General features: G+C 72.3%; 28 protein-coding genes, 3 tRNA genes and 2 pseudogenes. 21 read left to right on the top strand and 12 right to left on the bottom strand.

Annotation, left to right across the window (positions count from 1 at the left end):
• Positions 1-186: 186 nt before the first annotated feature.
• Positions 187-1509, bottom strand: a complete 1323-nt coding sequence (locus FHU28_RS04030; protein WP_184680995.1) for a cryptochrome/photolyase family protein — start codon at positions 1507-1509, stop codon at positions 187-189.
• Positions 1506-2432 (bottom strand): phytoene/squalene synthase family protein, encoded by a 927-nt coding sequence (locus FHU28_RS04025; RefSeq protein WP_184680991.1) that lies wholly within the window; start codon positions 2430-2432, stop codon positions 1506-1508. Before FHU28_RS04025 ends, FHU28_RS04030 begins: the two co-directional genes overlap by 4 nt.
• A 64-nt stretch (positions 2433-2496) precedes the next feature.
• On the opposite strand from FHU28_RS04025, the gene FHU28_RS04020 reads away from it, so the two are divergent.
• The 8 genes from FHU28_RS04020 (at position 2497) to FHU28_RS03985 (ending at position 8023) form a co-directional block, all read left to right on the top strand.
• Positions 2497-3651: a polyprenyl synthetase family protein gene (locus FHU28_RS04020; protein WP_184680988.1), complete on the top strand. Its 1155-nt coding sequence runs from the start codon at positions 2497-2499 to the stop codon at positions 3649-3651.
• A gap of 29 nt (positions 3652-3680) precedes the next feature.
• Positions 3681-5162, top strand: coding sequence for a phytoene desaturase family protein (gene crtI, locus FHU28_RS04015; RefSeq protein WP_184680985.1), 1482 nt, complete (start codon positions 3681-3683; stop codon positions 5160-5162).
• Positions 5159-5752 (top strand): isopentenyl-diphosphate Delta-isomerase, encoded by a 594-nt coding sequence (gene idi / locus FHU28_RS04010; RefSeq protein WP_184680983.1) that lies wholly within the window; start codon positions 5159-5161, stop codon positions 5750-5752. Before crtI ends, idi begins: the two co-directional genes overlap by 4 nt.
• A complete protein-coding gene (locus tag FHU28_RS04005) occupies positions 5742-6689 on the top strand; it encodes a MerR family transcriptional regulator (protein WP_184680981.1) in 948 nt (315 codons plus the stop codon). The genes idi and FHU28_RS04005 overlap by 11 nt, the downstream gene beginning before the upstream one ends.
• Positions 6690-6764: 75 nt before the next feature.
• Complete coding sequence (locus tag FHU28_RS04000; RefSeq protein ID WP_184680978.1) at positions 6765-7550, top strand: polysaccharide deacetylase family protein; 786 nt, start codon at positions 6765-6767, stop codon at positions 7548-7550.
• Positions 7551-7693: 143 nt separating this feature from the next.
• Positions 7694-7766: transfer RNA gene (locus tag FHU28_RS03995), tRNA-Glu, on the top strand.
• 33 nt (positions 7767-7799) lie between these two features.
• A tRNA-Asp gene (locus FHU28_RS03990) sits at positions 7800-7873 on the top strand.
• Between the two features lie 76 nt (positions 7874-7949).
• Positions 7950-8023 (top strand) — tRNA-Phe (locus FHU28_RS03985).
• Between the two features lie 115 nt (positions 8024-8138).
• Here FHU28_RS03985 and FHU28_RS03980 read toward each other — a convergent pair.
• Positions 8139-9035, bottom strand: a complete 897-nt coding sequence (locus FHU28_RS03980) for a LysR family transcriptional regulator (RefSeq protein ID WP_184680975.1) — start codon at positions 9033-9035, stop codon at positions 8139-8141.
• A gap of 79 nt (positions 9036-9114) precedes the next feature.
• Here FHU28_RS03980 and FHU28_RS33010 point away from each other — a divergent pair, with 79 nt between their 5' ends.
• The 3 genes and pseudogenes from FHU28_RS33010 (at position 9115) to FHU28_RS03965 (ending at position 11028) form a co-directional block, all read left to right on the top strand.
• Positions 9115-9939, top strand: coding sequence for an NAD(P)-dependent oxidoreductase (locus FHU28_RS33010; protein ID WP_221453107.1), 825 nt, complete (start codon positions 9115-9117; stop codon positions 9937-9939).
• Positions 9939-10373, top strand: coding sequence for a RidA family protein (locus tag FHU28_RS03970; RefSeq protein WP_260412839.1), 435 nt, complete (start codon positions 9939-9941; stop codon positions 10371-10373). Before FHU28_RS33010 ends, FHU28_RS03970 begins: the two co-directional genes overlap by 1 nt.
• Positions 10374-10444: 71 nt before the next feature.
• Positions 10445-11028: pseudogene (locus FHU28_RS03965) on the top strand (GNAT family N-acetyltransferase).
• A gap of 65 nt (positions 11029-11093) precedes the next feature.
• On the opposite strand, the gene FHU28_RS03960 reads toward FHU28_RS03965, so the two are convergent.
• Positions 11094-11531: an ArsI/CadI family heavy metal resistance metalloenzyme gene (locus tag FHU28_RS03960; protein ID WP_184680971.1), complete on the bottom strand. Its 438-nt coding sequence runs from the start codon at positions 11529-11531 to the stop codon at positions 11094-11096.
• A gap of 75 nt (positions 11532-11606) precedes the next feature.
• On the opposite strand from FHU28_RS03960, the gene FHU28_RS03955 reads away from it, so the two are divergent.
• From FHU28_RS03955 to FHU28_RS03940, 4 genes and pseudogenes are all read left to right on the top strand, one after another.
• Positions 11607-11966, top strand: a complete 360-nt coding sequence (locus FHU28_RS03955; RefSeq protein ID WP_184680969.1) for an ArsR/SmtB family transcription factor — start codon at positions 11607-11609, stop codon at positions 11964-11966.
• A pseudogene (locus tag FHU28_RS03950) lies at positions 11963-12774 on the top strand (aquaporin); the annotation flags it as partial. The gene FHU28_RS03955 and the pseudogene FHU28_RS03950, both read left to right, overlap by 4 nt.
• 171 nt (positions 12775-12945) lie before the next feature.
• A complete protein-coding gene (locus FHU28_RS03945; RefSeq protein ID WP_184680964.1) occupies positions 12946-13692 on the top strand; it encodes a hypothetical protein in 747 nt (248 codons plus the stop codon).
• A 2-nt stretch (positions 13693-13694) separates the two neighbouring features.
• Positions 13695-14069: a winged helix-turn-helix domain-containing protein gene (locus FHU28_RS03940; RefSeq protein ID WP_184680962.1), complete on the top strand. Its 375-nt coding sequence runs from the start codon at positions 13695-13697 to the stop codon at positions 14067-14069.
• Between the two features lie 70 nt (positions 14070-14139).
• Here the strand turns inward: FHU28_RS03940 and FHU28_RS03935 are convergent, their stop codons facing one another.
• Complete coding sequence (locus tag FHU28_RS03935; RefSeq protein ID WP_184680959.1) at positions 14140-14988, bottom strand: hypothetical protein; 849 nt, start codon at positions 14986-14988, stop codon at positions 14140-14142.
• Positions 14989-15207: 219 nt separating this feature from the next.
• Between FHU28_RS03935 and FHU28_RS03930 the strand changes: the two genes are divergently transcribed.
• Positions 15208-15720, top strand: a complete 513-nt coding sequence (locus FHU28_RS03930; RefSeq protein ID WP_184680957.1) for an SRPBCC family protein — start codon at positions 15208-15210, stop codon at positions 15718-15720.
• 25 nt (positions 15721-15745) lie between these two features.
• Here the strand turns inward: FHU28_RS03930 and FHU28_RS03925 are convergent, their stop codons facing one another.
• Positions 15746-16450 carry a DUF2786 domain-containing protein gene (locus FHU28_RS03925; protein WP_184680955.1) on the bottom strand — a complete coding sequence of 235 codons (705 nt, stop codon included), beginning with the start codon at positions 16448-16450 and terminating at the stop codon, positions 15746-15748.
• 44 nt (positions 16451-16494) lie between these two features.
• Positions 16495-16884 carry a hypothetical protein gene (locus FHU28_RS03920; RefSeq protein WP_184680953.1) on the bottom strand — a complete coding sequence of 130 codons (390 nt, stop codon included), beginning with the start codon at positions 16882-16884 and terminating at the stop codon, positions 16495-16497.
• 166 nt (positions 16885-17050) lie between these two features.
• On the opposite strand from FHU28_RS03920, the gene FHU28_RS03915 reads away from it, so the two are divergent.
• Positions 17051-18388 carry an ABC transporter substrate-binding protein gene (locus FHU28_RS03915; protein ID WP_184680951.1) on the top strand — a complete coding sequence of 446 codons (1338 nt, stop codon included), beginning with the start codon at positions 17051-17053 and terminating at the stop codon, positions 18386-18388.
• A 60-nt stretch (positions 18389-18448) separates the two neighbouring features.
• On the opposite strand, the gene FHU28_RS03910 is transcribed toward FHU28_RS03915, so the two are convergent.
• Both FHU28_RS03910 and FHU28_RS03905 read right to left on the bottom strand, forming a co-directional pair.
• Positions 18449-19192 carry an enoyl-CoA hydratase/isomerase family protein gene (locus tag FHU28_RS03910; protein WP_184680949.1) on the bottom strand — a complete coding sequence of 248 codons (744 nt, stop codon included), beginning with the start codon at positions 19190-19192 and terminating at the stop codon, positions 18449-18451.
• Between the two features lie 55 nt (positions 19193-19247).
• Positions 19248-20105 (bottom strand): 3-hydroxyacyl-CoA dehydrogenase family protein, encoded by an 858-nt coding sequence (locus FHU28_RS03905; RefSeq protein ID WP_184680947.1) that lies wholly within the window; start codon positions 20103-20105, stop codon positions 19248-19250.
• A gap of 162 nt (positions 20106-20267) precedes the next feature.
• Here FHU28_RS03905 and FHU28_RS03900 point away from each other — a divergent pair, with 162 nt between their 5' ends.
• The gene (locus tag FHU28_RS03900; RefSeq protein WP_184680945.1) at positions 20268-20555 is read left to right on the top strand and encodes a hypothetical protein; all 288 of its coding nucleotides are present in this window, start codon (positions 20268-20270) and stop codon (positions 20553-20555) included.
• 52 nt (positions 20556-20607) lie between these two features.
• On the opposite strand, the gene FHU28_RS03895 is transcribed toward FHU28_RS03900, so the two are convergent.
• On the bottom strand, positions 20608-21387 hold the full coding sequence (locus FHU28_RS03895; RefSeq protein ID WP_184680943.1) for a class I SAM-dependent methyltransferase: 780 nt from the start codon (positions 21385-21387) through the stop codon (positions 20608-20610).
• A 53-nt stretch (positions 21388-21440) separates the two neighbouring features.
• Between FHU28_RS03895 and FHU28_RS03890 the strand changes: the two genes are divergently transcribed.
• The gene (locus FHU28_RS03890) at positions 21441-21839 is read left to right on the top strand and encodes a PPOX class F420-dependent oxidoreductase (protein WP_184680941.1); all 399 of its coding nucleotides are present in this window, start codon (positions 21441-21443) and stop codon (positions 21837-21839) included.
• Positions 21840-21922: 83 nt separating this feature from the next.
• Here the strand turns inward: FHU28_RS03890 and FHU28_RS03885 are convergent, their stop codons facing one another.
• A complete protein-coding gene (locus FHU28_RS03885) occupies positions 21923-22132 on the bottom strand; it encodes a BldC family transcriptional regulator (protein WP_007073996.1) in 210 nt (69 codons plus the stop codon).
• A gap of 256 nt (positions 22133-22388) precedes the next feature.
• The gene (locus FHU28_RS03880; RefSeq protein ID WP_030500602.1) at positions 22389-23228 is read right to left on the bottom strand and encodes a DUF8083 family protein; all 840 of its coding nucleotides are present in this window, start codon (positions 23226-23228) and stop codon (positions 22389-22391) included.
• Between the two features lie 174 nt (positions 23229-23402).
• Here FHU28_RS03880 and FHU28_RS03875 point away from each other — a divergent pair, with 174 nt between their 5' ends.
• Both FHU28_RS03875 and FHU28_RS03870 read left to right on the top strand, forming a co-directional pair.
• A complete protein-coding gene (locus FHU28_RS03875) occupies positions 23403-24485 on the top strand; it encodes a Glu/Leu/Phe/Val family dehydrogenase (RefSeq protein WP_184680939.1) in 1083 nt (360 codons plus the stop codon).
• A 291-nt stretch (positions 24486-24776) separates the two neighbouring features.
• The gene (locus FHU28_RS03870) at positions 24777-24992 is read left to right on the top strand and encodes a DUF3073 domain-containing protein (RefSeq protein ID WP_013283429.1); all 216 of its coding nucleotides are present in this window, start codon (positions 24777-24779) and stop codon (positions 24990-24992) included.
• Positions 24993-25122 lie beyond the last annotated feature (130 nt).

Genomic DNA, 25122 nt, shown 5'->3' with positions numbered 1-25122 from the left:
GCGGGCGGGACCGCCCGAAAACCGCGCAAGGTCCGGGCGGTCACGTTCCGCAACCGGTGCGGATATGGCTGCAGAGCAAAGGAGACCGGAGGTGGATGGCCTGGCGAGCGGCGCAATCACTGCAAGTAACCATGAAGCAGCGTCCGCGACCCGCGCGAGCTGCGTCGGCGATGTCAGCGAGCGGCGTCAGCGGAGCCAGACCGGGTCGGCGCCCGGCACCTCCAGCGGCGGCGGGTAGCCGAGCGTGCGGCGTACCCCGTCGGGCAGCCGCCACGGCTGGTGCACCGCCTTGCCCGCCACCGACTCCAACTCCGGAACCCACCGCCGCACGTACGCGCCGTCGGGGTCGTAACGCTCGGCCTGCCGTACCGGGTTGAAGCCGCGGTACGGCCGGGTGTCGTTGCCGGTGCCGGCCACCCACTGCCAGTTGCCCGAGTTGTTGACCCGGTCGCCGTCGAGCAGCCACCGGAAGAAGACCTCCAGGCCGGGCCGCCAGTCCAGCCCGAGGTGCTTGGTCAGGTAGCCGGCGGTGATCAGGCGGGCCCGATTGTGCATCCAGCCCTCGGCGCGCATCTGACGCATGCCGGCGTCCACGATCGGCATGCCGGTCCGTCCCTCGGCCCAGGCGTCGAGCGCGTGCTCGTCGTACCGCCAGTCCTCCCGGGCGCCGCGCCGGTAGGCAGTAATGGACAGGTCAGGGAATCCGGCGACGACCTGGTGGTAGAAGTCGCGCCAGCAGAGCTGCCGGACGAACGGCCCGTCCCGGTCACCGGCCCGGTTCGCCACGGTCAGCGGCGAGACACAGCCGAAGCGCAGGTACGGGCTGAGCCGGGAGGTCTCGTCACCGGCCATGTCGTCGTGGATGTCGTCGTACCGGTCGAGGGTGGGCAGCCAGGCGGTGAGCCGGCGGCGGGCGACGCTCTCCCCGCCCGCGGCGGCGGCCGGGCTGTCGCCCTTCGGCGGGTCGGGCAGGCGACCCGGGTCGACGCCGTCGGGCAGCCGGACCCGCTTCGGCGCGGCGAGTTCGTCCCGCGGGCGCACGCCCTGCCAGGCGCGGAAGTAGGGGCTGAACACCCGGTAGTGGTCGCCGCCGCTGGGGCGCAGCGCTCCCGGCTCGACGATCGTCAGGCCGGGGAACAGCCGCAGGAACATGCGGTGCCGGTCGCACTCGGCGCGCAAACGGCGTTCCCGGCGGCGGGCGTAGCGGCTGACGTCGGCGGAGAGCCCGACGCCCTCGGCGCCCACCTTCCGGGCCAGCTCGACCGTCTCGGTCACCGGGTCGCCGCGCCGGACCACCAGGTCGCCGCCGAGTGCGCGCAGCGCCTCGCGCAGGTCGGCCAGGCTCTGGTGCAGGAACCGGGTGCGGTTCGCCGAGAGCTTCTGCAACGCCGGGTCGAGCACGTAGAGCGGCACCACCCGCTCGAACGCGGAGCAGGCGGCGGCCAGCGCCGGGTGGTCGTGCACCCGCAGGTCGCGGGTGAGCAGCACGACCGCCGTCCGGCCGGTCATCCGGCCAGGGCCGGTTCCAGCGCCGGGCCGGGCACCTGCACCGGCGTGCCGGCCGGGGTGAGCAGCGCCCGCGCGGCCACCGCCATCCGGCGCCGCTGCGGCACCAGGGCCCGGCGGACGAAGACGTCGTAGTCCTGCGCGGCGACCTCGTCCAGGATGCCGCCGTAGAGCGCGTACGCGGTGCGCATGCACGCCTGCGAGGCGGGGTTGAGCAGCGGGATGCCCGGGGCGGCGGCGAGGTAGTGGGCCTGCGCGCGGGTCACCTCGTACTCGATCAGCTCTCGGATGCGCGGCGTGGTGCGCCCGGCGGCCTTGGCCGCGACCAGGTCGGCGCGCGTGACGTCGAACTTGGCCAGATCCTCGTCGGGCAGGTAGGTCCGGCCCCGGTCGAGGTCCTCGGCGACGTCCCGGATGAAGTTGGTGAGCTGGAACGCGAAGCCGAGCTGGCGGGCGGGCTCCCGGGCGGCGGCCGGGTCGGAGCTGCCCAGGATCGGCAGCATCATGGTGCCGATGACGGCCGCCGAGCCCTCCATGTAGTCGAGCAGGTCGTCGTAGGTCGGGTACGACATGACCGTCAGGTCCATCGCCATGCTGCGCAGGAACGACGCGAAGTCGTCCCGGTCCAGGTCGAACACGGCGATGGTGTGCAGCACGGCGGGGAGCAGCGGGTCGTCGACCGACGCGCCGTGCAGCCCGGCCACGAATCGATCCGACCACTCGCGCAGCCGGGCCGCGCGCTCGGCGGGCGGCAGGTCCTCGGTGCGGTCGACGATCTCGTCCGCGTAGCGAGTGAATCCGTACAAGGCGTGCACATGCCGCCGTTTCCAGGCGGGGAGCAGTCGGGTGGCGAGATAGTAGGTACGGCCGTGACGCCGGTGCAACTCGCGGCAACGGTCATAGGCGGCGGCCAGATCCACGTCCATCAGCCCTCCTCGGTTTCGACGCAGTAATCGACGCAACTCGTAACCCTAGGGTACGCTCGCCCACATGGCCAACGACGCAGTTGCGGGTAATGCGCTCCGCGTCGCGCCGGCTCAGCCCGGGGCGACGGACGATCCGGTCCGCGGCGTACTGGCCGCGTTCACGAAAGACCTGATCAAAGGGGTCGATGAGACGCTGGTGGCGTTCCTGGCCGCGGAAGTCGACTCGCTCACCGAGATCGACGCAGCGATGGGTGCTTTCGCCGCGACCGCGCGCGACTGCGTGCTGGCCGGCGGCAAGCGGGTCCGCCCCACGTTCGCGTACTGGGGATGGCGGGGCGCGGTCGGCGGGGAGGAACCGATGTGTTCGGTGCTCCCGGCCCTGTCCGCCCTCGAACTGCTGCACACGTTCGCGCTCGTGCACGACGACGTGATGGACGCCTCCGACACCCGGCGCGGAATGCCGACCGCGCACCGGGCCGCCGCCGCCCGGCACCGGGCCGCCGGGCACTCGGGCGACCCCGACCGGTACGGCGAAGCAGTCGCCGTACTCATCGGTGACCTCTGCATGGTGTGGGCCGACCGCCTCATGAGCCACGCGGCAGTCCCCGCGGAGCGGCTGCTCGACGTGCGCCGCTGCTACGACCAGATGCGGGTGGAGACGGTCGCCGGGCAGTTCCTGGACGTGCTCGGCGAGAACGACGCGGGGAACTGGACCGTCGACCGGGCGCTGCGCGTGGCCCGGTACAAGACCGCCAGCTACACCGTCCAGCGGCCGCTGCTCTTCGGCGCCTGCCTGGCCGGCACCGACGCGGACGACCCGCTCATCGCCGCGTACACCCGGTACGGGCTGGCCGTCGGCGAGGCGTTCCAGCTCCGCGACGACCTCCTCGGCGTCTACGGCGACCCGGAGACCACCGGCAAGCCGGCCGGGGACGACCTGCGTACCGGCAAGCCGACCGCGCTGCTCATGCTCGCCCGGCAGCTCGCCGACCCGGCGCAGCGCCGGGTGCTGGACCGGGCCGGCTCGGTCACCACGGCACGCGACGTGGACCGGCTGGCCGACGTGGTCCGCGACACCGGTGCCGCGGCCCGGGTGGAGCGGATGATCGCCGACCGGGTCACCGAGGCGCTCGCCGCGCTCGGCACCGCACCGATAGACGAGACCGCGCGCACCGCGCTGACGGGTCTCGCCACCGCCGCCACCGCGCGGCGGGCATGATGAGCAACTTCGTGAGCAAGGGGGCCGGAATGCGTACCGTCAAGGGACGGACCGACCGGGTGGTAGTGGTCGGCGCCGGGCTGGGTGGGCTGGCATGCGCGCTGCACCTGGCCGGCAGTGGCCGGCAGGTGACGGTGCTGGAACGCGAGCCGGTGCCGGGCGGGCGCGCCGGGCGGCTCAGCGTCGACGGGTACGAGTTCGACACCGGCCCGACCGTCCTCACCATGCCCGACCTGATCGCCGAGGCGCTCGGCGCGGTGGGCGAGGAGCTGACCGACTGGCTCGACCTGAGCCCGCTCGACCCGGCGTACCGCGCCTACTACCCGGACGGGTCGACGCTCGACGTCATCACCGACACCACCCGGATGGCGGCCGAGATCGCCCGCGTCTGCGGCCCCCGGGAGGCCGACGGCTACCTGCGTTTCGTCGACTACGCCCGCAACCTGTGGCAGTGGGAACGGGCCGACTTCATCGAGCGCAACCTCGACGCGCCGACCGACCTGCTCACCGGCAACCTGTTGAAGCTGTTCGCCAACGGCGCCTTCCGGCGACTCCAGACGAAGATCAACCAGTTCTTCCGCGACCCGCGTACCCAGCGGATCTTCTCCTTCCAGGCCATGTACGCGGGCCTGTCGCCGCACGACGCGCTGGCGATCTACACGGTCATCGCGTACCTCGACTCGGTGGCCGGGGTGTCCTTCCCGCGCGGCGGCATCCACGCGGTCTCCCGCGGCATGGCCGGCGCGGCGGAGAAGCACGGCGTGCAGTTCCGGTACGGCACCACGGTGACCCGGGTGGAGACCGCCAACGGCCGCGCCACCGGCGTGATCACCGCGGACGGCGACTTCGTCCCCGCCGACACGGTGGTGCTCAACCCGGACCTGCCGGTCGCCTACGAGGACCTGCTGCCGCCCAGCCGGCAGCGCAAGCTCACCTACTCGCCGTCCTGCGTGGTGCTGCACATCGGTTCGACGCAGGGCTATGGCAAGATCGCCCACCACAACATTCACTTCGGGCGGTCCTGGAAGGGCACGTTCGACGAGGTGATCCGCCGAGGCGAGCTGATGACCGACCCGTCGCTGCTGGTGACGAACCCGAGCCGCACCGACCCGTCGGTGGCGCCGGCCGGGAAGCACACCTACTACGTGCTGGCGCCGGTGCCGAACCTGGAGCGGGCACCGTTCGACTGGACGGGCGACCTCACGCAGCGGTACGCCGAACAGCTCGTGGGCACGCTGGAGGAACGCGGCTACGTCGGCTTCGGCGACGGCATCGAGGTGATGGAGGCCGTCACCCCGGCCGACTGGGCGGCACAGGGCATGGCCGCCGGCACGCCGTTCGCCGCCGCCCACAGCCTCTTCCAGACCGGCCCGTTCCGCCCCTCCAACCTGCACCGGAAGCTGGACAACGTGGTCTTCGTCGGCTCCGGCACGCAGCCGGGCGTGGGGGTACCGATGGTGCTGATCAGCGGCAAGCTCGCCGCGGCCCGGATCACCGGGGCGACGGCATGAGCGAGCGGGAGGAACACCTCGTCGAGCTGGTCGGCGACGACGGGCAGGTGCTCGGCGAGACCACAGTGGCGACCGCCCACCAGCCACCCGGCCGGCTGCACCGGGCCTTCTCGGTGCTCCTCGTCGACCCGCAGGGGCGGGTGCTGTTGCAGCAGCGGGCCGCGGTGAAGACGCGGTTCCCGCTGCGCTGGGCGAACTCCTGCTGCGGGCACCCGCTGCCGGACCAGTCGCTGACCGAGGCCGCCAACCGGCGGCTCGCCGAGGAACTGGGCCTCGGCCCGGTCGCGCTCACCGAGGTGGGCGTCTACATCTACTACGCCGAGGACCCGGCCACCGGCCGCGTCGAGTTCGAGTACGACCACGTGCTGCGCGCCGACGTACCCGCGGACCTGGTGACGCGGCCCGATCCGGACGAGGTGGCCGACCTGCGCTGGGCCGACCCCGATGCGGTGGTGGCCGACCTGGACGCCGACCCCCGGGCGTACGCCCCGTGGCTGGGCGGCGTGGTCAACCGGCTGCTGCATCCGGCGGGCCCGGCCCGGCCGGGCGTCGCAGCCTCCGAGGCACCGGAGCGGTCGGGTGGCCGATGAGGCGCTGAGCGCGGGGGCCGTGGCACGCCGACTCGGTGTGGCGGTCACCACGCTGCGCACCTGGCACCAGCGCTACGGCCTCGGTCCCAGCGAGCATGTGCCGGGCCACCACCGGCGCTACACGCCCGCCGACCTCGCCCGCCTGGAGATCATGCGCCGGCTGACCACCGAGGGGGTGGCGCCCGCAGAGGCGGCCCGCTGGGCCCGGCAGGCCCCGGCCGTGCTGCCTCCGGACCGGCTCGCGCTCAAGGCACGGACCTCGACGGTACGCGACGGCGGCGGCACGACCATCCCGGTCGGCCGGGCCGGGCCCGCCGCACGAGGGCTGGCCCGCGCCGCGATGCGCCTGGACTCGGTGACCATCGCGCGGACCATCGCCGACGCGCTCGCCGCCGACGGGGTGGTGGCGACCTGGGAAGGGCTGCTCCGGCCGGTGCTCACCGGCATCGGGGAACGGCACGCCGCCACCGCCGGCCTGATCGAGGTGGAACACCTGATGTCCCGGTGCGTCTCGGTGGCGTTCGCCACTGTGATCCGGGCCCACCCGAACGGCGGGCCGCCCCGGATCCTGCTCTCCTGCGCTGACGAGGAACAGCACTCGCTGCCGCTGGAGGCGCTCGCCGCCGCGCTCGCGGAGGCCGGGGTGAGCTGTCGCATGCTCGGCGCCCGGGTGCCGGTGCCCGCCCTCGTGGAGGCGGTCAACCGGACCGGGCCGGCCGCCGTGGTCCTCTGGTCGCACACCCGCTCGACCGCCGACCCGTGCCAGCTCACCGCGCTGCTGACGGTCCCGCGCCGGCCGCTGCTGGTGCTCGCCGCCGGGCCCGGCTGGCGGGCCGACTCGCTGCCGGCCGGGGTGGTCCGGCCGGTGGATCTGGCCGAGGCGCTCTCACTCGCCGTGGCGGTTCGGGACTCGCTGGACCAGTCGACCACGGGCTGACGGCCCTTTCCGCTCCGGGGCGCGTCCACTACGGTCGGAAAGTCCGTCTGACCCCGACCCCTCCGGGAGCGACGAATGCGTCCACGCGCCCTGCCGGCGCTCGTCCTGGGCCTGGCGCTCCTCGCCACCGCCTGCGGCGAGACCGGCAAGTCACCCGAGCAGGCGGCGGCCTCGCCGTCGGCCTCGGCGTCGCCGACACCCGTGACGAAGCCCTCGCCGACCCCCACCACCACCCCCGCGAAGCCGAAGCTGCGCCCGGTGCCCAAGAAGCTCCCGGCGGGCCTGCACCGGACCAGCGGCAGCGCCGGGGTGGTGCTCACCTTCGACGACGGGCCGGACCCCCGCTACACCCCGCAGATCCTGGCCCAGCTCCGGGCGGCCCGCGTCACCGCGACGTTCTGCGTGGTCGGCCAGCAGGCCAAGCGCTACCCGGAACTGGTGGCCCGGATCGTCCGCGAGGGTCACCAGCTCTGCAACCACAGCTGGCACCACGACGTGAACCTCGGCCGGCGGTCGGCCGCCGAGATCCGGGCCGACCTGGAGCGGACCAACGACGCCATCCGCGCCGCCGCGCCCAAGGCGCCGATCACCTGGTTCCGCCAGCCCGGCGGCCGGTGGACCGCCGAGGAGATCGTGGTGGCCCGGCAGATGGGCCTGCGCCCGCTGCACTGGAGCGTGGACCCGCAGGACTGGGACCACCCACCGGCGAAGACGATCATCAAGCGGGTGACGGGTGCCACCCGGCACGGCTCGGTCGTGCTGATGCACGACGCGGGCGGTGACCGGGCCCAGACGATGGCTGCGTGCCGGCGCCTGATCCCGGACCTGAAGCGGCGGTACGGGATCGCACACCTCCGTTGACCTGCGGTTTTACCCGGCTCCACAGCCGTGCCCATACCGGTTTGGCCGTCCGTGCAGGCATGACATATGCTTCTCCTGCCTCCGGCGGGGCCGGATGGGAGCAAGTCCGCTTGAAGTTGCGAGTGTGCAATGATGGCGGGGCCGCCCTCATCGTCTAGCGGCCCAGGACGCCGCCCTTTCAAGGCGGTAGCACGGGTTCGAATCCCGTTGGGGGCACGGTCCGGCTCGCGCCGGATGCAACACCAGCCAGGTCCTGTGGAGCAGTTGGAGTGCTCGCCGCCCTGTCAAGGCGGAGGTCGCGGGTTCAAGTCCCGTCAGGACCGCAAGCGCTGACGCCGCGCAGCTCAATGCGCGGCGTTCTGCGTATCGGCTCGTGCGGTAGCATGTGCCGAGCACCACGGCCAGGTAGCTCAGTTGGTACGAGCGTCCGACTGAAAATCGGAAGGTCGGCGGTTCGACCCCGCCCCTGGCCACATAGCCTTTCGCCGGGCTACAGGAACGCCGACCAGCGGAGACGCAGGTCGGCGTTCTGCTTTGCGGCCCGGCGGGCCCGTCTGTCCGGTCCGGGCAGGGATGACGTCGAGGTGGTCAGCCCAGGTGGGCCGCCTCCGCCCGCAGATGCTCAAGAAAGTGCGTTACCGCCGGCGGCGGCGTCCTGCCCCGCACGGTTGCCGCAAATATCTGCCGTACCGACTCGTCGTCCGGGTGCAGGCGTAGCAGGGCGATGTCCGGCGGGGTTCCGCGTACCGCCAGGGCCGGAACCAGAGCCACCCCCAACCCGGCGGCAACGCAACCCAGCTTGCCGGTCCACTCGGCCGCGACGATGTCGATGCGTGGCGAGAAACCGCTGGGCAGGCTTGCGCGGAGCAGGCTGTTCTCCGCGGTGGCCGAGCCCACGACGAACGCGTCCTGGGCGAGGTCCGCCAGGCGCACCGAGCGGCGGCGCGCGAGCCGGTGGTCACGCGCGACCGCGACCAGGAGCCGCTCGTCGAGCAGATGTCGCAGGTCGAATCGTTCGCGGTCCAGCTCACCGGTGGGCGAGGTGCTGACCACTGCCACATTCGCCTCCTCCGCGAGCAGGCGCTCCAGCAGCCGCGGCGTCACACCCTCGACCAGCGACAGCGAGATCTCCGGGTAGGCCGAGCGGAACGACGCCATCGCCCGGGGTACGAGAGCCGCGACAGCGGTCGGGAAGGCGCCCACACGCAGCCGCCCTCGGCCGAGCCCGCGCAGGTCCTCAAGGTCACGCCGGACCGCGGCGAGCCGGTCGAGGACCGCCTCGGCGTGCGGGAGCAGCTCCCGTCCCTCCTCGGTGAGGGCGACGCCGCGGGGCAGCCGGTCGAAGAGCCGAGCGCCGATGTCGGCCTCGAGCGCGGCGATCTGCCGGGAGACAGCCGACTGGGTGAAGCGGAGGGCGCGGGCAGCGGTGGTGATCGAGCCGTGCCGCGCGACGGTGCGGAACACCTCCAGCAGCTGAGTCTCCATGGCAGGCATGGTATTCGCGCATGGCAGACATGCGATACATTCGTTGGCCGCATTGCTTTCACCGGCCTAGCGTTACGGCGTGAAGATCATCGCGGTCCTCGGGACAGGACACATGGGTACGCCGATCGCGCGCCGCTTCCTGGCCGGTGGCAACCGGGTCAGAGTGTGGAACCGCAGCCCGGAGCGTTCGGAGCCGCTCGCCGCGGTCGGCGCGACGGTGGCCGCGAGCCCGTCCGCCGCGGTCGACGGAGCCGACGTCGTCGTCGTCATGCTCGCCGACGCCGGCGCGGTCGAGACGGTGCTGTTCGGGCCGGACGGCGCCGCCACCACGTTCCGACCCGGGACGGTCGTGGTGCAGATGTCGACGATCGGGCCGGACGAAGTCCGAGCGGTGGCCGGTCGCCTCCCGGCGGGCGTCTCACTCCTCGACGCTCCCGTCGGCGGCAGCGTCAACGCCGCCCAGGCCGGCACTCTGGTGATCTTCGCGGGCGGCTCTGCCGATGCCGTGGCGAGCGCGGTTCCGGTGCTGGAACAACTCGGTTCGGTCCGTCACTGCGGTCCGATCGGCGCAGGCGCCGCCGTCAAGCTCGTCGCGAACACGGGCCTGGTGACGGCTGTCGCCGCGCTGCACGACGCGCTGGCTGTCGCCGCGGCGCTCGGTGTCGACAGGCAGACCGCCCTCGACGTGCTGAGCCGTGGGGCCCTTTCCGGGGCGGTCGGACGGGTCACAGCGCCGGGCGCCTCGTTCGCAGTCGCGATGGCGGCGAAGGATGCGCGGCTGGCGCTGCGCCGCCCGGTGCCGGCTCCCGTGCTGGAGGCCGCCCTCAACCTGATGCAGGCCGCGCCGGACCAGGACGCCGATGTCTCCTCCCTCGTCTCAGCCGACTTCCTGAAGGGATGCTGATGCTCGCCGGACAGGTCGCCGTCGACGACGACGGCAAGGTGGTGGCCCCCGGAGACCCCGGCGCCCAGGCCGAACGGATCTTCGAGATCGTGGACGGCGTGCTCGCGGCGCACGGCGCGCGCTTCGACGACGTGCTGCACATCCGCACGTTCATGACGGACCTGGCTGACCTGCCGGCGTACGCGGCCGTCCGGCGCCGGATCTTCCCGGGCACGCCGCCGCCGGCGAGCACGACTGTCGAGATCAGCAAGCTCTTCCTGCCGGGCGCTGTGCTCGAGGTCGAGGTCACGGCCGTGGTCCGGTCCCGCTGGGGCTCGCGACGGTTGCGCTTCCCGGAAAGAAGACGAGGATTGCCGACGGCGCCCGCGCGTACCACCCGAGCTTCTCTCCGGACGGCAAGCGGTTCTTCTGCGTCGAGGCCTTCAGACGGCTGAGGTTCGCCGAAGCACGGTAGTCGCCGGCCGGCTCAGGTCGCAGGGGACGCCCCGGGTATCGGCCGCACGATATGTTGCACGCTGTGACAGGGCCTGAGATCACCGTTGCGACGCCGGAAGACCGTGGCCGCGTGGTCACCTCGCTGGTCGCCGCCTTCACCAAGGTCCGGTCCTGCGGCACCTGTTCCCCCACGAGGCGACCTATGCGCGGTACGCCGCGGCGTTCTTCGGGCACCTGTTCGACAAGCGGGTGCACAAGGAGACGATCTGGACGATCGGGCACGGCGCGTCGGTGGCGATCTGGGAGCCGCCGGCATCCGAGGGCGCACAGCCGGACGACGATCTTGCCGCCCAGCTTCCCGCCGACGTGTTGCACCGCGTCCGCGCCTACGACGAGGCGGTGCACGCCGCGCTGCCGGCGGCGCCGTTCTGGTACCTGGGGGTGCTCGGTACGCACCCGGACCACGCCGGCCGCAGGTGGGGCCACGCCGTGATGCGGGTGGGGCTGGACCGGGCCGCCGCGGACGGCCTGCCGGCGATTCTGGAGACCAGCAACCCGGACAACGTGGAGGTGTACCGGCGCGCCGGCTGGGAGGTGGTGCACGCCTTCGCGGAGCCGTTGCCCACCTGGGTCATGCGGAATCTCGGTACCTGAGCCTTCGCCGTACGACAGAGATCCTCACCGGCGCGTCCGCCGGTGAGGATCTCGCGGTGTCCGGCTCAGACGGCGGCGGGCTGCTCGGCGGCGTCCGAGGTGCAGCAGGCGCTCTCGGTCACCTTCTCCAGCTGCGGTGAGTCGGCCTTGACCGTGTAGACCTCCCACGGCTCGTCGCCGGGGCCGCGTACCCAGACCTTGTCCTGGAGCGCGTAGCAGCACTCGGTGTCGTTCTCCTCCAGCGTGATCAGGCCGGACTCGGTGAGCCGGTTGGTCGCGGCGTTCACCTCGTCGGTGGTGGTCACCTCGACCCCGAGGTGGTCCATCACCGTCGGCAGGCCGGGCTCACCTTCGAGGAGTACGAGCTTCAGCGGCGGGTTCTCCACCGCGAAGTTGGCGTAGCCGGGGCGGCGCTTGGCCGGCTCGACGCCGAACAGCTTGCTGTAGAAGGCGACTGAGCCTTCGAGGTCGGACACGCGCAGGGCGAGCTGGACGCGGGACATGTGAACCCCTGTCTAGATGAATGTCGAAGCAGGCTCCACCTTGCTCGCTGTTTTGAAGTCTGTCAACCTAGAGGAATGTCGAAACAAGCGCTGCCGGTGGTGGACATAGACGCGGTCGCCTGCTGCCCGCCGATGTCCGTCCGCCCGATGGAGCCGGACCAGGCGGCAGTGGTGGCGCCGATGTTCAAGGCACTCGGCGACCCGATCCGGCTGCGCCTGATGTCGATGATCGCCTCGGTGCCGGAGATCTGCGTCTGCGACCTGACCCCGGCGTTCGACCTGTCCGGGCCGACCATCTCGCACCACCTCAAGGTGCTGCGGGAGGCCGGGCTGGTCGACTCCGAGCGGCGCGGCACCTGGGTCTGGTACCGGGTACGCCCCGACGTGTTCCGCCAACTGGGCGCGCTGCTCCAGATCCCCGCCCACGACTCGTGACGCTCGCCCTGCCCCGGCGCGCCTCGGCGGAGTTCGCCGGCACCGCGCTGCTGGTTACCGCCGTGGTCGGCTCCGGCATCGCGGCCACCCGGCTCTCCCCGTCCGACGTCGGGCTGCAACTGCTGGAGAACGCGATCGCCACCGCGCTGGCGCTCGGCGCGCTCATCCTGATCTTCGGCCCGGTGTCCGGCGCCCACCTCAACCCGATGGTCTCCGCCGTCGACTGGTGGCTCGGCCGCCGCGCCGGCACCGGCCTCACCGGGCGGGACCTCGTCACGTACGCCGTGGCGCAGGTCGGTGGCGCGATCACCGGGGCCGTCCTCGCCCACCTGATGTTCGGCCTGCCGGCCGCGACCTGGTCCCGCACCGTACGCGGCGGAAGCCACCTCCTGCTGGCCGAGGTGGTCGCCACCGCCGGTCTGGTGGTCCTCGTCTTCGCGCTCGCCCGGTCCGGCCGTACCGCCGCCGCGCCGGCCGCCGTCGGCGCCTGGATCGGCGCGGCCTACTGGTTCACCTCGTCGACCTCGTTCGCCAACCCCGCCGTCACCGTCGGCCGGGCCGTCACCGACACGTTCGCCGGCATCGCGCCCGCCTCGGTGCCCGGCTTCCTCGCCGCCCAACTGGCCGGCGGCGTGCTCGCCGTCGCCGCCCTCGCCCTCTGGTACCCGCACGCCGCCGACACCGCGGGCGACGTGGTCGTACCGCACCTCACCCGGGAGACCGAAGCTCGATGAACGACAAGCCAAGCGTCCTGTTCGTCTGCGTGCACAACGCCGGCCGCTCCCAGATGGCCACCGCCTGGCTGCGGGTCAGCCATTGGACGTGGTGCGAGGCGTGCGCGACGAGATCCGGGCCCGGGTCGAGGCCCTGCTAGCCGACCTCGGCCGCGACTGAGGCACACCAGCCCCGGCCTCTTGCGCCAACAGGTTTGCAATGCAAATCTATTTGGGTCGCAGTGCTTCGACTGTCGGGAGGAACCGTGCCATCCGAGTCACCCCACGAGGACAGTGCTCAGGAACTGCTCGCCTCGATGACCACCCTCCGGCGGCAGGCCCGGGCGGCCCGTCAGGCGTACTGGCTTCCGCTCCTGCTCTTCGGGCTGCTCATCTCGGCGGCCGCGCCGTTGTACGTCGAGTCGGTGGAACCAGCCCCGCTGCGCGCCGGGTCCGACGGCCCCGCCCTGACCGGTCTCGGCGGCGGCTTCCTGGAGAAGTCGGCCACTCTGGGCTGGTACTGGCTGGCCGCGCTCGTCGGCGGCTATCTGGCCGGCCTGGCCTGGTACCGCTGGCACGGCCGGCGAGCCGGCGTCCAGACGCCGACCCGGGCGTACGTCGTCGCCGGCATCGCGGGCACGCTCGTCGGCCTCGCCCTTCCGATCGTCCTGGAGTTCCTGCTGTTCAACACCAGCGCACCCGTGTCGGGCGGCACCAGTTGGCTGACCGGTCCGCTGCTCGGCCTCGCCAACCGGGGCATGCTGCCGCACCTCGTGATCGCCGTGGGTCTGGCGGTTCTCGCCCACCTGGAACGCAGCCGACGCCTGTGGGTGGTGGTCGGTCTCTACACAGTCGTGCTCGTCGCCGTGAACGCCTGGTTCCAGGTCTCCGACCTGCAACCGGGCGACCTGACCCGGTTCAGCTTCATGCTCGCCGCCTTGCTCCCGGCACCGATCCTGCTGATCGGCGGGGGTCTGGCGCTCGCCGCCGCGAAGAAGCAGCACAATCGGTAATCGTGAGCACCGTGGACGATCCTCGCGCGAGCGGGCCATTCCCGACGAACGGCCTCGACGACACGGTCCACCAACGGCACCGGCTCGGCATCCTGACCATCGCCGCCGAAGGCGAGCGGGTGGAGGTGGCCTATCTCAGGGAGGCCCTCGAACTCACCGCGGGCAACCTGTCCCGGCACCTCACCGTGCTGGAAGAGGCACGCCTGATCGAGGTGGAGAAGGGTTACCACGGCCGTCGTCCACGGACGTGGATCCGGATCACCCAGGAGGGCCGTCAGGCCCTGCACTCCGAGATCGCCGCCCTCCAGGAGTTGCTCCGCCGCCACCAGCAGGCCGCCACGGCGGTCGGTCCGGACGGCTCCGCCCCGCCTCGGTGATCAAGGAGTTTGTGTCATCCAGGGCGGGTGAGCCGGACACAAACTCCTTGATCAACGAAATGGGGCGGGGTCAGGTTTTCGGAGAGCGGCGGTTCTGGGTGGGGCTGCCCTGGATCGCCTCCCAGACGCTTCGGCCTGCCTGCCGGAGCGCCTGTCCGGCCTGTCCCGCCAGCTGCGCCGCCTCGGCCGCGGCGCTCGCCGGCTGGCCCGTTCGCTCCGAACCGCGGCTCTTCTCGCCGGGACGATCGGCCGACGAGCCCGCGCCGGCGCCCGGCCCCGGACCGGCAGCGCGCTCGGACTCCGCCTTACCTTCCCGCCCGCCACCAGCCGGCGGTGGCGACTCCGTCCGAGCCGGGCGCTGGGGCGGTTCGGGTGCCTCGATCGGGCCGGACACAGCGGGACCCTCCCGATCGACCACCTCACCGGCCGCCGGCGCCGCCCGATCGACCACCGCCGGACCGGTGCGCTCGACCACCTCGCCGGCCGCGGCCACCGTACGCCCGGCCTGGTCCACGACCGGCGCGGCGAGCCGGTGCACGTCGTCCAGGGCGACGCCGGCCGAGCGGGCCAGCGCGTCGATGAGCTGCGGGTTGCGGTCGATGGTGGTCAGCGCCCGGTCCAGGATCTGCACCAGCTTCTCCAGCCGCACCTTGAGCAGCGCCTCGGCGCTCACCCCGGTGATGTCCAGCTCGACGCCTTCCAGGTGCACCCGCACTCCGGCGTCGAGTTGGAGCAGGTTGGCCAGCCGGGCTCGCAACGACAGGTCGGCGTCGAGGCCGTCCACCGTGAGCCGGATCTCGTCGACGGTCAGCTCCGGGACGTCGAGCAGGACGTCCGGCTCCGACTCGGGATCGATCGGCGAGGTGGGCGGCTCGTAGCCGGGGTCCGGCACTGGTTCGGTGGCTCGGCTGTCGGTCATGCTCCCCGCTCTCCCAGTCGGTCCGGTCGGCGGCGCTTACCCGCTTTCCGGTACGGCATCCCTCGCGGTCGCCCGCCTGACCTCCCCGAAGCGTCGCCGCACCTTGCGCAGCGCGCCTGTCCCGCCACTCAGCGCTGTCGTGGAGCGGCGTTCCCGGTGTCCGGAAGCGGGCGCAACGGAAGCTGCGCACCGAGACATGAGCCGGTATGGTCCGGACCTATGGGACAGGAGATGGCCGATCCGGATGAGGTCCGGCAGGAATCCGACCGCTTCTCCCTCCGCAGCAACCTGTTCGTCCCGGCGTCGGCCGAGCGGGCATACGCCGTGTTCACCGGATCGCTCGCCGACTGGTGGGTACGCGAGTACACCTGGTCCGGCCCGCAGGCGCTCGCCGCGCTCGGCGTCGAACCCCGGGCCGGCGGCATGCTCTACGAGATCGGTCCGTACGGCTTCCGCAACGACTGGGGCCGCGTGCTGACCTGGGATCCGCCCCGGCGTCTGGTCTTCACCTGGCAGATCGGCCCGGACCGGGTGCCGGTGCCGGACCCGGCCGGCGCCAGCGAGGTGGAGGTCCTGTTCCACCCAGAGGGCCCGGAGCTGACCCGGGTGGAGGTCGAGCACCGCTACTTCGACCGGCACGGCACCGCGGCCGAGGGCTACCGCGAGGCGCTCACGGCCGGCTGGCACGAGTTGCTCTGCCGCTACCTGGCGACAGTCGCCCGCACCACCTGACCCGTACCCGTCGGGTGGGTCCGGATCAGCCGGCGATGCCCGGGGTCGCTCCGGCGCCGGCCACGCCGGTGCCGCCGAGGTCGGCGCGGCGGCCGGCGGCCGCGCCCGGTCCGAAACCACCGCCCGCGAGGCGCCGTCGCGGTGCGGTGCGCAACCTGGGGTACGCCTCGGCGACCCGACGCTGGACCCGGTCGGAGCGGTCGGCGAGCACCAGGGCCGTCGAGGGACCGCCCGACTCCGCCACCGCCTTGTTCTCGGCTGCGCGCAGTCGTTCCGCGACGACGTACGCGAAGCCGGCCAGCCAGGTACGCCGGAACGCTGCCGGGTGCTCCCCGTCCGGCACGGCGGCCCCCACCAGTCCGTGCGCGGCCTGCACCAGCAGCGAGGTGAACAGCAGCTCGACGCGTTCCAGGTCGCTGGCGAAGCCGAACAGGTGCATGGCGAAGCCGTTGCCCTGCCGTCGGCGTACGCAGCGGCAGCGCAACGGTTCGGCGACGGCCGCCAGCAGTCCGGCCTTGTCCCGGGCGTACGGCGCGACCACCTCGACCGTCCGGTCGCCGACCGGGTCGACGGCCGGGTCGCGGACGGCGAGCAGCGCCCGGTCGACGCCGTAACGGGCGATCAGCTCGGTGGCCTTGGCCATGAACGCGGCCGACTCGGCGGGCGTGCAGGCCGGGTCCTCGGCCTGGGCGAGCAGCTTGCGCACCTTGCTGAGCATCGCCTCGGACATGCCCCAGAGCTATCACAGCCGGGGCGCGGCGCGGCGCGGCGGGCTCAGTCGGACCGGCTGCGCAGCGTGGCGATTGTCGAGCCGGCGAGGGTGAGCAGGCAGTCGGGCAGCAGCCCGTCGGCGGCCGCCGCGCCGAACAGCGCCTCGCCGGTGTCGGCGTCGTCGTTGGCGCACGCGCTGACGAAGCGGGCCACCCAGCGGGTGTCGTAGTCGGCCTGGTCGATGCCGGGGAAGTCGAGGGCGGCGCCGCCGGCCGGCGCGTCGTCGCCGAGCATGGTGGCGGCCAGGCACCAGGCCACCCCGTACGCGCCGGCCATGCCGGAGCGGTCCACCACCGCGTCGAACGTGCCCACCACCCCGGCGCCGTCGCCGGCCAGGGCGGAACGGAGCACGGCGGTCGCGTCGTCCAGCGTCTGCTGTGCTTCGTCGTTCACCCGCGGAACAGTAGCGTCGGGGGTCAAGCCGTGACCCGGAAATCGCTCGATGAACACGGAGCGTGACACCCGCAGTCGGGGTGCCGACGCAGCCGACTCCACAGTCCCGCCTGCCGCGTGGGCACGCTAAGGTGCGCAGCGGACCTTCGCCGGAGGAAGGACGACCATGCTGAGAACACGCACGTCGCGCGCGGCCCTGTCCATGGCCTGCGCGGCGCTCCTGCTCGCCACGAGCGCCTGCGGGAGCGACGAGCCGGAAGAAGCGCCCGCCACCCAGGTGCGCCTCTACGGCACCGACGGCAACATGCTCAATTCATACCCAGCCGAGCTGAAGGATCGGGCGGATCTGGTGAACGGGATGAAGGGCACCACGCCCCTCACTCCGCTGCCCGAGAGCTTCAAGGAACGACTACTCGCCGTAGACGCGAAGCTGGGTGACTTCCTCTACTCCGCCGAGTCCTACGACGCGGTCGTGATCAGCGCGCTGGCCGCCCAGCTCGCCGGCACCACCGCGCCGGCCGAGATCGCCAAGCAGATCGTCGGGGTGACCACCGGCGGCGAGCGCTGTGACGACGTGGCGGCCTGCCTTCAGCTCGCCCGCGCCGGTCAGGACATCGAGTACCGGGGCGTGTCGCTCACCCGCGCCGGGTTCACCGACACCGGCGAGCCGGCCACCGCGAGCTACGGCACCATGCACTTCGACAACCAGAAGATCGACGACAGCAAGACCGAGTTCGTCGGCGCCGGTGAGGAGTCCGGGGCGAGCAGCAAGACGCCGCCGCGTGGTCGCAAGCTGCGCGACGGGAAGGCGAAGGACGCGCCGCTGGTCCTCGGCGGCCTCCTGCCGAGGACCGGTGACCTGGCTCTGGCGTACCCGCCGCTGGCCGCCGGCGCCACGCTCGCCCTGCGCGAGGTCAACGCCGCCGGTGGTGTGCTCGGCGAGCCGGTGAGGTGGATCGAGGGCGACGACGGCACCAACCCGGCGGTCGCCAAGGCCACCGTCGCCTCGCACGTCCGGGAGGGCGTCCAGGTCATCATCGGCGCGGGCGGATCCGGCATCTCCCGGGCGGTGCTGCCGGACGTGGTGGCCGCCGGGCGGATCCTGTTCTCGCCGTCGAACACCGACGCGGGGCTGAGCGAGGTGGACGACAAGGGCCTCTACTTCCGTACCGCCCCGCCGGACAGCCTCCAGGGTCGGGCGCTGGCCGACGTGATGCTCCGGGACGGGCCGCGCAAGATCGCGATCCTGGCCCGTAAGGACTCCTACGGCGAGGGCCTCCAGGAGAACGTCCGCTCGGAGCTGGAGAAGGCCGGCATCGGCGCGGACCGGGTCAAGCTGCTGACCTACGAGCCGCCGGAGGACCCGAAGACCCCCGTCGACTTCACCGGCATCGCCCAGGAGATCAAGGCGTACGGGCCGGAGGCGCTGCTGCTCATCGGCTTCGCCGAGTCCGCGCCGGCGATCCCGGCGCTGGCCGACGCCGGAGTCCAGATCAGACGCTGAGAAGCGCCGACGACGAGGGCCGCGCCGGAACACCGGCGCGGCCCTCGCGTCGTATCCGGCTCAGCGCGCCCTGCGCCGGTCCAGGAACTCGGTCATCCGCCGGTGCTTCTCCTCGTCCTCGAAGAGCACCGCCTGGCTGAGCAGGTCGAGCTGCGGGTGCGCGGCCGCCGGGGCGTCCACTGCCAGCTTGGTCAGCCGCAGGGCCAGCGCGGAGCCCTTTGCCATCTCGTCGAGCAGGCCGTGCGCGGTGGGCAGCAGTTCCTCCGGGTCGGCCACCACCCGGTTCACCAGCCCGATCCGCAGCGCCTCCGCGGCGTCCACCCGGCGGCCGGTGAAGAGCAGTTCCTTGGCCCGCGCCTCACCGATCAGCGCGGGCAGCCGGTAGGTGGCGCCGGCGCCGGCCAGGATGCCCAGCCGCACCTCGGGCTGGCCGAAGACCGCGCGCTCCGTGCACACCCGCAGATCGCAGGCGTACGCCAGTTCGGCGCCGCCGCCCAGCGCCGGCCCGTCGACGGCGGCCACAGTGGGCATCGGGAGCGCCCGGATGCGGGCGAAGACGCCCTGGTTGATGGCGGCCAGCGCGTCCAGCCGGCCGCGCTCGCGGAGCTGGGCGATGTCGGCGCCCCCGGCGAAGATCCCCGCCGCGCCGCCGGTGAGCAGCAGCAGCCGGGGGCGCGCCTCCAGGTCGGCGCAGACCGCGTGCAGCTCGGCCACCAGGTCGGCGTCGATCGCGTTGCGTTTCTCCGGCCGGTCCAGCGTGACCACCAGCCGGTCCGGCAGCTCCTCGATCCGCAGTCCGGTCACTGCTGTGCCAGCCTTTCGTTCGCGACTGCGGGGCTCGCAAGCTCACTCCTCGCGCTCACTGCCGTACACCGCCTTCCCAGGTGTAGAAGCCCTGCCCGGACTTCTTGCCCAGCTTCCCGGCGGCCACCATCTCGACCAGCAGCGGCGGCGGCGCGAAGCGGTCCCCGTACGCGGCCTGGAGCGTCCGCGCGATGTCGAGCCGCACGTCCAGCCCGACCAGGTCGGTCAGCTCCAGCGGGCCGATCGGATGCCGGTAGCCGAGCACCATCGCCTTGTCGATGTCGGCCGGGCTCGCCACCTCGTCGGCCACCATCCGGATCGCCTCCAGGCCGAGCGTGACGCCGAGCCGGGAAGTGGCGAAGCCGGGCATGTCGCGTACGACGACGGGGTCCTTGCCCAGCCGGCCGGCGAGCGCGACGGCCGCCTCGGTGGTCTGCGGCGCGGTGGCCGGGCCGACCACGACCTCCAGCAGCGCCATCGCCCACACCGGGTTGAAGAAGTGCAGCCCGACGAAGCCGGCCGGGCGGTCCAGCCCGGCGGCCAGCTCGGCGATGGCGATGCTGGAGGTGTTGCTGCCCAGCAGCACCGGCCGGCGGCTCTCCGCCTCGCGCAGCACGGCACGCTTCAGGTCGAGCCGCTCGGGCACCGCCTCCACGATGACGTCGGCGCCCTCGGCCACCTCGGCGAGCCCGGACCGCAACGTGACGCGCTCGCGGTTGGCGGTGGCCGCCTCCTCGGTCAGCTTGCCGCGCTGCACGCCCCGGTCCCACAGCTCGCCGAGCCGGCGGACGGCCTCGGCGCCCCGGGCGGGGTCGACCTCGACCAGTTCGACCGCGTACCCGGCGCCGGCCGCCACGTACGCGATGCCGAGGCCCATGGTGCCGGCCCCGACGACCACAAAACGACCACTCATCGATGTCCCCTCGCCGCGGCGGGGGCGCGCGGGGTCTCCGCCGCCGGGCCCGTCCGCTCGCTCGTTCCTGCATGCGACCCTATGCAGGGCCGGGCCGCCGGAATGAGTGGGGGCGGAGCGGACGGGGTAAGGACGGCCGTCAACGCCGAAGGAAGGAACGAGATGAGCCAGGCACCGGAGAGCGCGGAGAACACCGAGACGGTCGAGACCCGCGGCGACGAGCGGGTGGACCTGCTCCGCGCGGACACCAACAACGACGGCAAGACCGACGTGTGGGTGGTGGACACCGACGGCGACGGCAAGGCCGACCTGTTCCAGTTCGACACCGACGGTGACGGCAAGGTGGACATCACCATGGTGGACATCGACGAGGACGGCACGCCGGACGAGGTGGTCGACGGCGACGGCGGCCTGCCCCCGGAGCAGACCATCCCCACCGTCCAGGTCTGAGCGGTAAGGAAGGGCCCCTTGTTAACGCGTAGGCGCTTGAAAGGGGCCCTTCCTAACGCCGCAGCGCCAGGGTGGCGAGGTAGTAGGGGTGGTCGGTGTCGTCCACGTCGGCCAGTTGCCACGGTGAGCCGTGGACCAGCTCGGCGAACTCCTCGGGCGAGCAGACCAGGTAGTCGAACCACCCGGTGCCGAGCAGCCGGTAGCGCAGCCGCAGCCGCAGTTGCCCGCCCAGCCGGCCCCGTTGCCGGTTGCGCTCGTGGTAGCCGGTGTGCGCCGGGTCGGTGGTGCCGTACGGGTCGGTGCCATGGGCGATCACCCGGGCGCCGGGGCGCGCCAGGGCGGCGAGCGCGGCCAGCATCGCTGGCGCCCGTTCCCGCCCCTCGAACAGTCCGAGGTTGTTGCCGAGCAGCAGGAACGTGTCGTAGCGCGGTCCGTCGGCGGCGTGCTCGTCGACGGTGCCGTGGACGAGGTCGCGTACGCCCCGGTGCCGGCTGACCCGCAGCGCGCCCAGCGAGGTGTCCAGGCCGGTGACCGGCACGCCGCGCTCCTGGAGTTCCAGCGCGATCCGTCCGGCGCCGACGCCGACGTCGAGCACGTGCCCGCGTACCCGGTCCACGGCCCGGTGGTCGTGCGGCTGCCACAGCTGCGGCGGGTCCAGGTAGTGCCCCGCGGGCGCGCCGTTGATCAGCCCGTCGTCCCGTTCGATGATCTCGATGACCGGGCGGGGCAGGCGTCCACCTGCCATCGGCCGGGGTCCGATCCCGGTGGCGACCGCGTACGCGTCGCGGATCATCTCGCCGAACACGTCGCCGATCTCGGGTTCCCCGGTCATGTGAGCACGCTATCCGTGCTCGGCCGGGCTGTCGCCGCCGTATCCTGGGCGGCGTGACCGACCTGGACCGCCTGGCGGCGGAGAAGTACGTCCTGCTCACCACGTTCCGCAAGGACGGCCGGGCGGTGGCGACACCGGTGTGGGCGGTGCGCGACGGTGACTCGCTGGCGGTGTGGACGGTGTCCGACTCCGGCAAGGTGAAGCGGATCCGGCGCGACGGCCGGGTGACTGTGGCGCCGTGCGACGTGCGCGGGCGGCCGCACGGCGAGGCGGTGCCGGGGCACGCGACGATCGCCGGTCCGGAGAGCACCCAGCGGGTGCGGGGCCTGCTCAAGCAGAAGTACCGGCTGATCGGGCGGCTGAGCCTGCTGGGCAGCCGGCTGCGCCGGGGCGAGGGGGGCACTGTGGGGTTGCGGATCGTGCTGGACGGCGCGGCCCCCGGACACGATTGAGCCCGGACGCGATTAAGGGCGGTGGATCGTCGCTGCCGCGACGGCACCGCCCCTGATCGGGAACGCCGGAGAACGCCGGTTCGTCAGTCTCCCTGGCGCTGCTGGGGGATCTGCCCCTGCAGCAGGGCCCGAACCTCTGACTCACGGTAGCGGCGGTGACCGCCAAGGGTCCGGATGGCGCTGAGCTTGCCAGCCTTGGCCCACCGGGTCACCGTTTTAGGGTCGACACGGAACATCGACGCCACCTCGGCCGGTGTGAGTAGCGGCTCAGGTTCGTGCGTTCGCGATGCCATCGGGGTCACTCCTCCACATGTATAGACATCGGCCGGGGTCCCGCCGGCCGACGCGTCTCCCATGGTCCGGCTAGTCCCCGATGTCCGACATGGGCCGAACGGCTGAAGGTCCCTAGACGGACGGATGAAGCATGCCCGATTTTTACGACTTTTATGCCGCAGAAAGTACCTTATTCGGACTCATGATCACGGGTCGTGACGCATCAACTACGAGACACTCTCGTGTCTAAGGCCACTTAAAGGGGCAAACCGGGCGTCAATTGCAGCGCTCCAGCAGCTGCACCGCGCGCCAGCGGGCGACCAGCTTGTCGTACGCGGCGGACGCCTCCTCCGCCTCGCCCCGGCCCAGTCCGGACAGTCCGGTGGCCACCAGATCGGTCGAGTCGTCGGCCTCGAGCGTCTCGTCCGGCAGCAGTTGCACCAGGCCGCCGTAGTCCAGCTCGACCACCGAGCGCGGGTGGAACTCCTCCAGCCACCGGGCGGCCTCCTCGACCGCCTCGGTGATCGGCGCCTCGCCGATCGACTTGCGCAGCACCGACAGCGCCCGCGAGGCCCGGCGGCGCGCCTTGGAGATCTCGGTGCGGTAGCGCAGCGCGCGCCGCTCCGGCTCGGTGACCAGGTGCCGCTCGCCGGCTTCGAACAGCACGAACCAGCGCAGCGGCACGCCCCAGGTGGCGATCTGCTCGTGCACCCTGGGCACGCCGTGCTCCAGCACCCGGGCGCCGCTGCGCCAGTCCTCCACCACGGCCTTGGCCTGCCCGGCGAGCACCGGCGGCACGAACGCGTCGGCCAACACCGAGGGCACGCCGTCGCGGGCGCTCAGCGCCGCCTCGGCGACCCGGATACGCAGGTTCCAGGGGCAGACCAGCAACGAGTCGTCCGACTCCAGGACGTACGCCTCGTCGGGCAGGTCGGGCAATCGGGTCCAGCCCGCGCCCAGCGCCTCGATCACCGCGGTCCGTTGTCGTACCGGCCCCTCCAGCGGGGCGATCGCCCGGCCTTCGCTGACGTACCGGCGCCAGTACGACTGCCGGTCCCTGTCGAAGGCGGTCAACGGCTCGTACACGCGCAGGTATGAAGCGAAGAGCGACGGCACGGCGCGATCCTCCCACGAGACGGGACCCCCCGTCGCCGCCCGCAAGCCCGTGGCGTGACGTGCGCGACAGTACGGTCCCGGCCGATATTAGGCTCAGAGACACCGGCACCATCCCGCCGGCGTGCCACCAGGTTCCGCTCCCCACAAGGGCGCTCACCGACACAGGAGTCAGCCATGGGCGTATTCGCCAGCACCGACGACCCCGTTTCCACGGGGCATGAGCAGGTCGTGTTCTGCCAGGACAAGCAGTCCGGCCTGAAGGCGATCATCGGGATCTACTCCACCGCGCTGGGCCCCGCGCTCGGCGGCACCCGGTTCTACCCGTACGCGACGGAGGAGGACGCCCTCGCCGACGTGCTCGACCTCTCGCGCGGCATGGCGTACAAGAACGCCCTGGCGAACCTCGACCTCGGTGGCGGCAAGGCGGTCATCTGGGGCGACCCCGAGCAGATCAAGAGCGAGGCGCTGCTGCGCGCGTACGGCCGCTTCGTCGAGTCGCTCAACGGCCGCTACTACACCGCCTGCGACGTCGGCACGTACGTCGCGGACATGGACGTGATCGCGCGCGAGACCCGGTACGTCACCGGCCGCAGCGTGGAGCACGGCGGCGCCGGTGACTCCTCGATCCTCACCGCGTGGGGCGTGTTCCAGGGCATGCGGGCCGCCGCCGAGCACGTCTGGGGCAGCCCGACGCTGGCCGGCCGGCGGGTCGGCGTGTCCGGGCTGGGCAAGGTCGGCAAGTACCTGACCGCCCACCTGCTCGACGACGGCGCCGAGGTGGTGGCGACCGACGTGAACCCCCGCGCCCTGGAGTGGGCGCGCACCACCCACCCGCAGGTCACCCTGGTCGACGACACCGCGGCGCTCGTCGCCTCCGACATCGACGTGTACGCCCCGTGCGCGCTCGGCGGCGCGCTGAACGACGAGACCGTGCCGGTGCTGCGGGCGAAGGTGGTCACCGGGGCCGCGAACAACCAGCTCGCCCACTCGGGCATCGAGAAGGTGCTCGCCGACCGGGGCATCCTCTACACCCCGGACTACGTGGTGAACTCGGGCGGCGTGATCCAGGTGGCGGACGAGATCGAGGGCTTCAACTTCGAGCGCGCCAAGCTGCGGGCCACCCGGATCTTCGACACCACCCGGCAGATCCTCCAGCTGGCCGAGGACGAGGGCGTGCCCCCGGCGGTGGCCGCGGACCGGCTCGCCGAGCGGCGGATGGCCGACGTCGGCCGGCTGCGCGCGATCCATCTGCGGTGAAGCTCACCCCCGAGGGCGACCGACCCCCTCCGCCCTCGGGGACCCGCGCGGTACGCTGACGCTCGGGCTACTTTCTACCGATTTGTCCGCTGTCACGGCCAGCCCCGGACCTTACCCCTTACCGGGTACACTTGGTGACGGCTGGACAACTGCGACGCGCAGGTCCGGTCGACGGTGACCCGAGGTGCCGAACGATGGCATCCCCATGTACCGTAAGAGCCACGAGAGATGCCTGACGTCATCGGGGCCCGCCTTCGGGCTGCCCCGCATTCTGTGCGAGGGGGTCGAGCCATGGGGCGCGGCCGTGCTAAGGCCAAGCAGACGAAGGTGGCCCGGGAGTTGAAGTACCACTCCCCGAACACCGACCTAACCGCCTTGCAGCGCGAACTTGCGGGCAGTGGGAAGTCTGAGCACAACTTCGACGACGACTACAAAGAGTATGTCGACGACGATGACGAGGACCATGCGGACGACGACCCGGACACCTGGGCTCGTCCGACCCGCTGACCTCCGGTCACATCTGAGCACGCGGTAACCCCCGCGTGCTCACGCATGTGCTCTGCTGAGCCGGCGTACGACCGACGATCAGGGACCTGCCGCGCCGGGGTGCCGCCCCGACTCGCCGACAGGTCCCTGA

Source organism: Micromonospora echinospora (assembly GCF_014203425.1).
Lineage (GTDB): Bacteria > Actinomycetota > Actinomycetes > Mycobacteriales > Micromonosporaceae > Micromonospora > Micromonospora echinospora_A.
The sequence above is the reverse complement of the archived record's forward strand: the minus strand, read 5'-3'. Positions and strand labels throughout refer to the sequence as shown.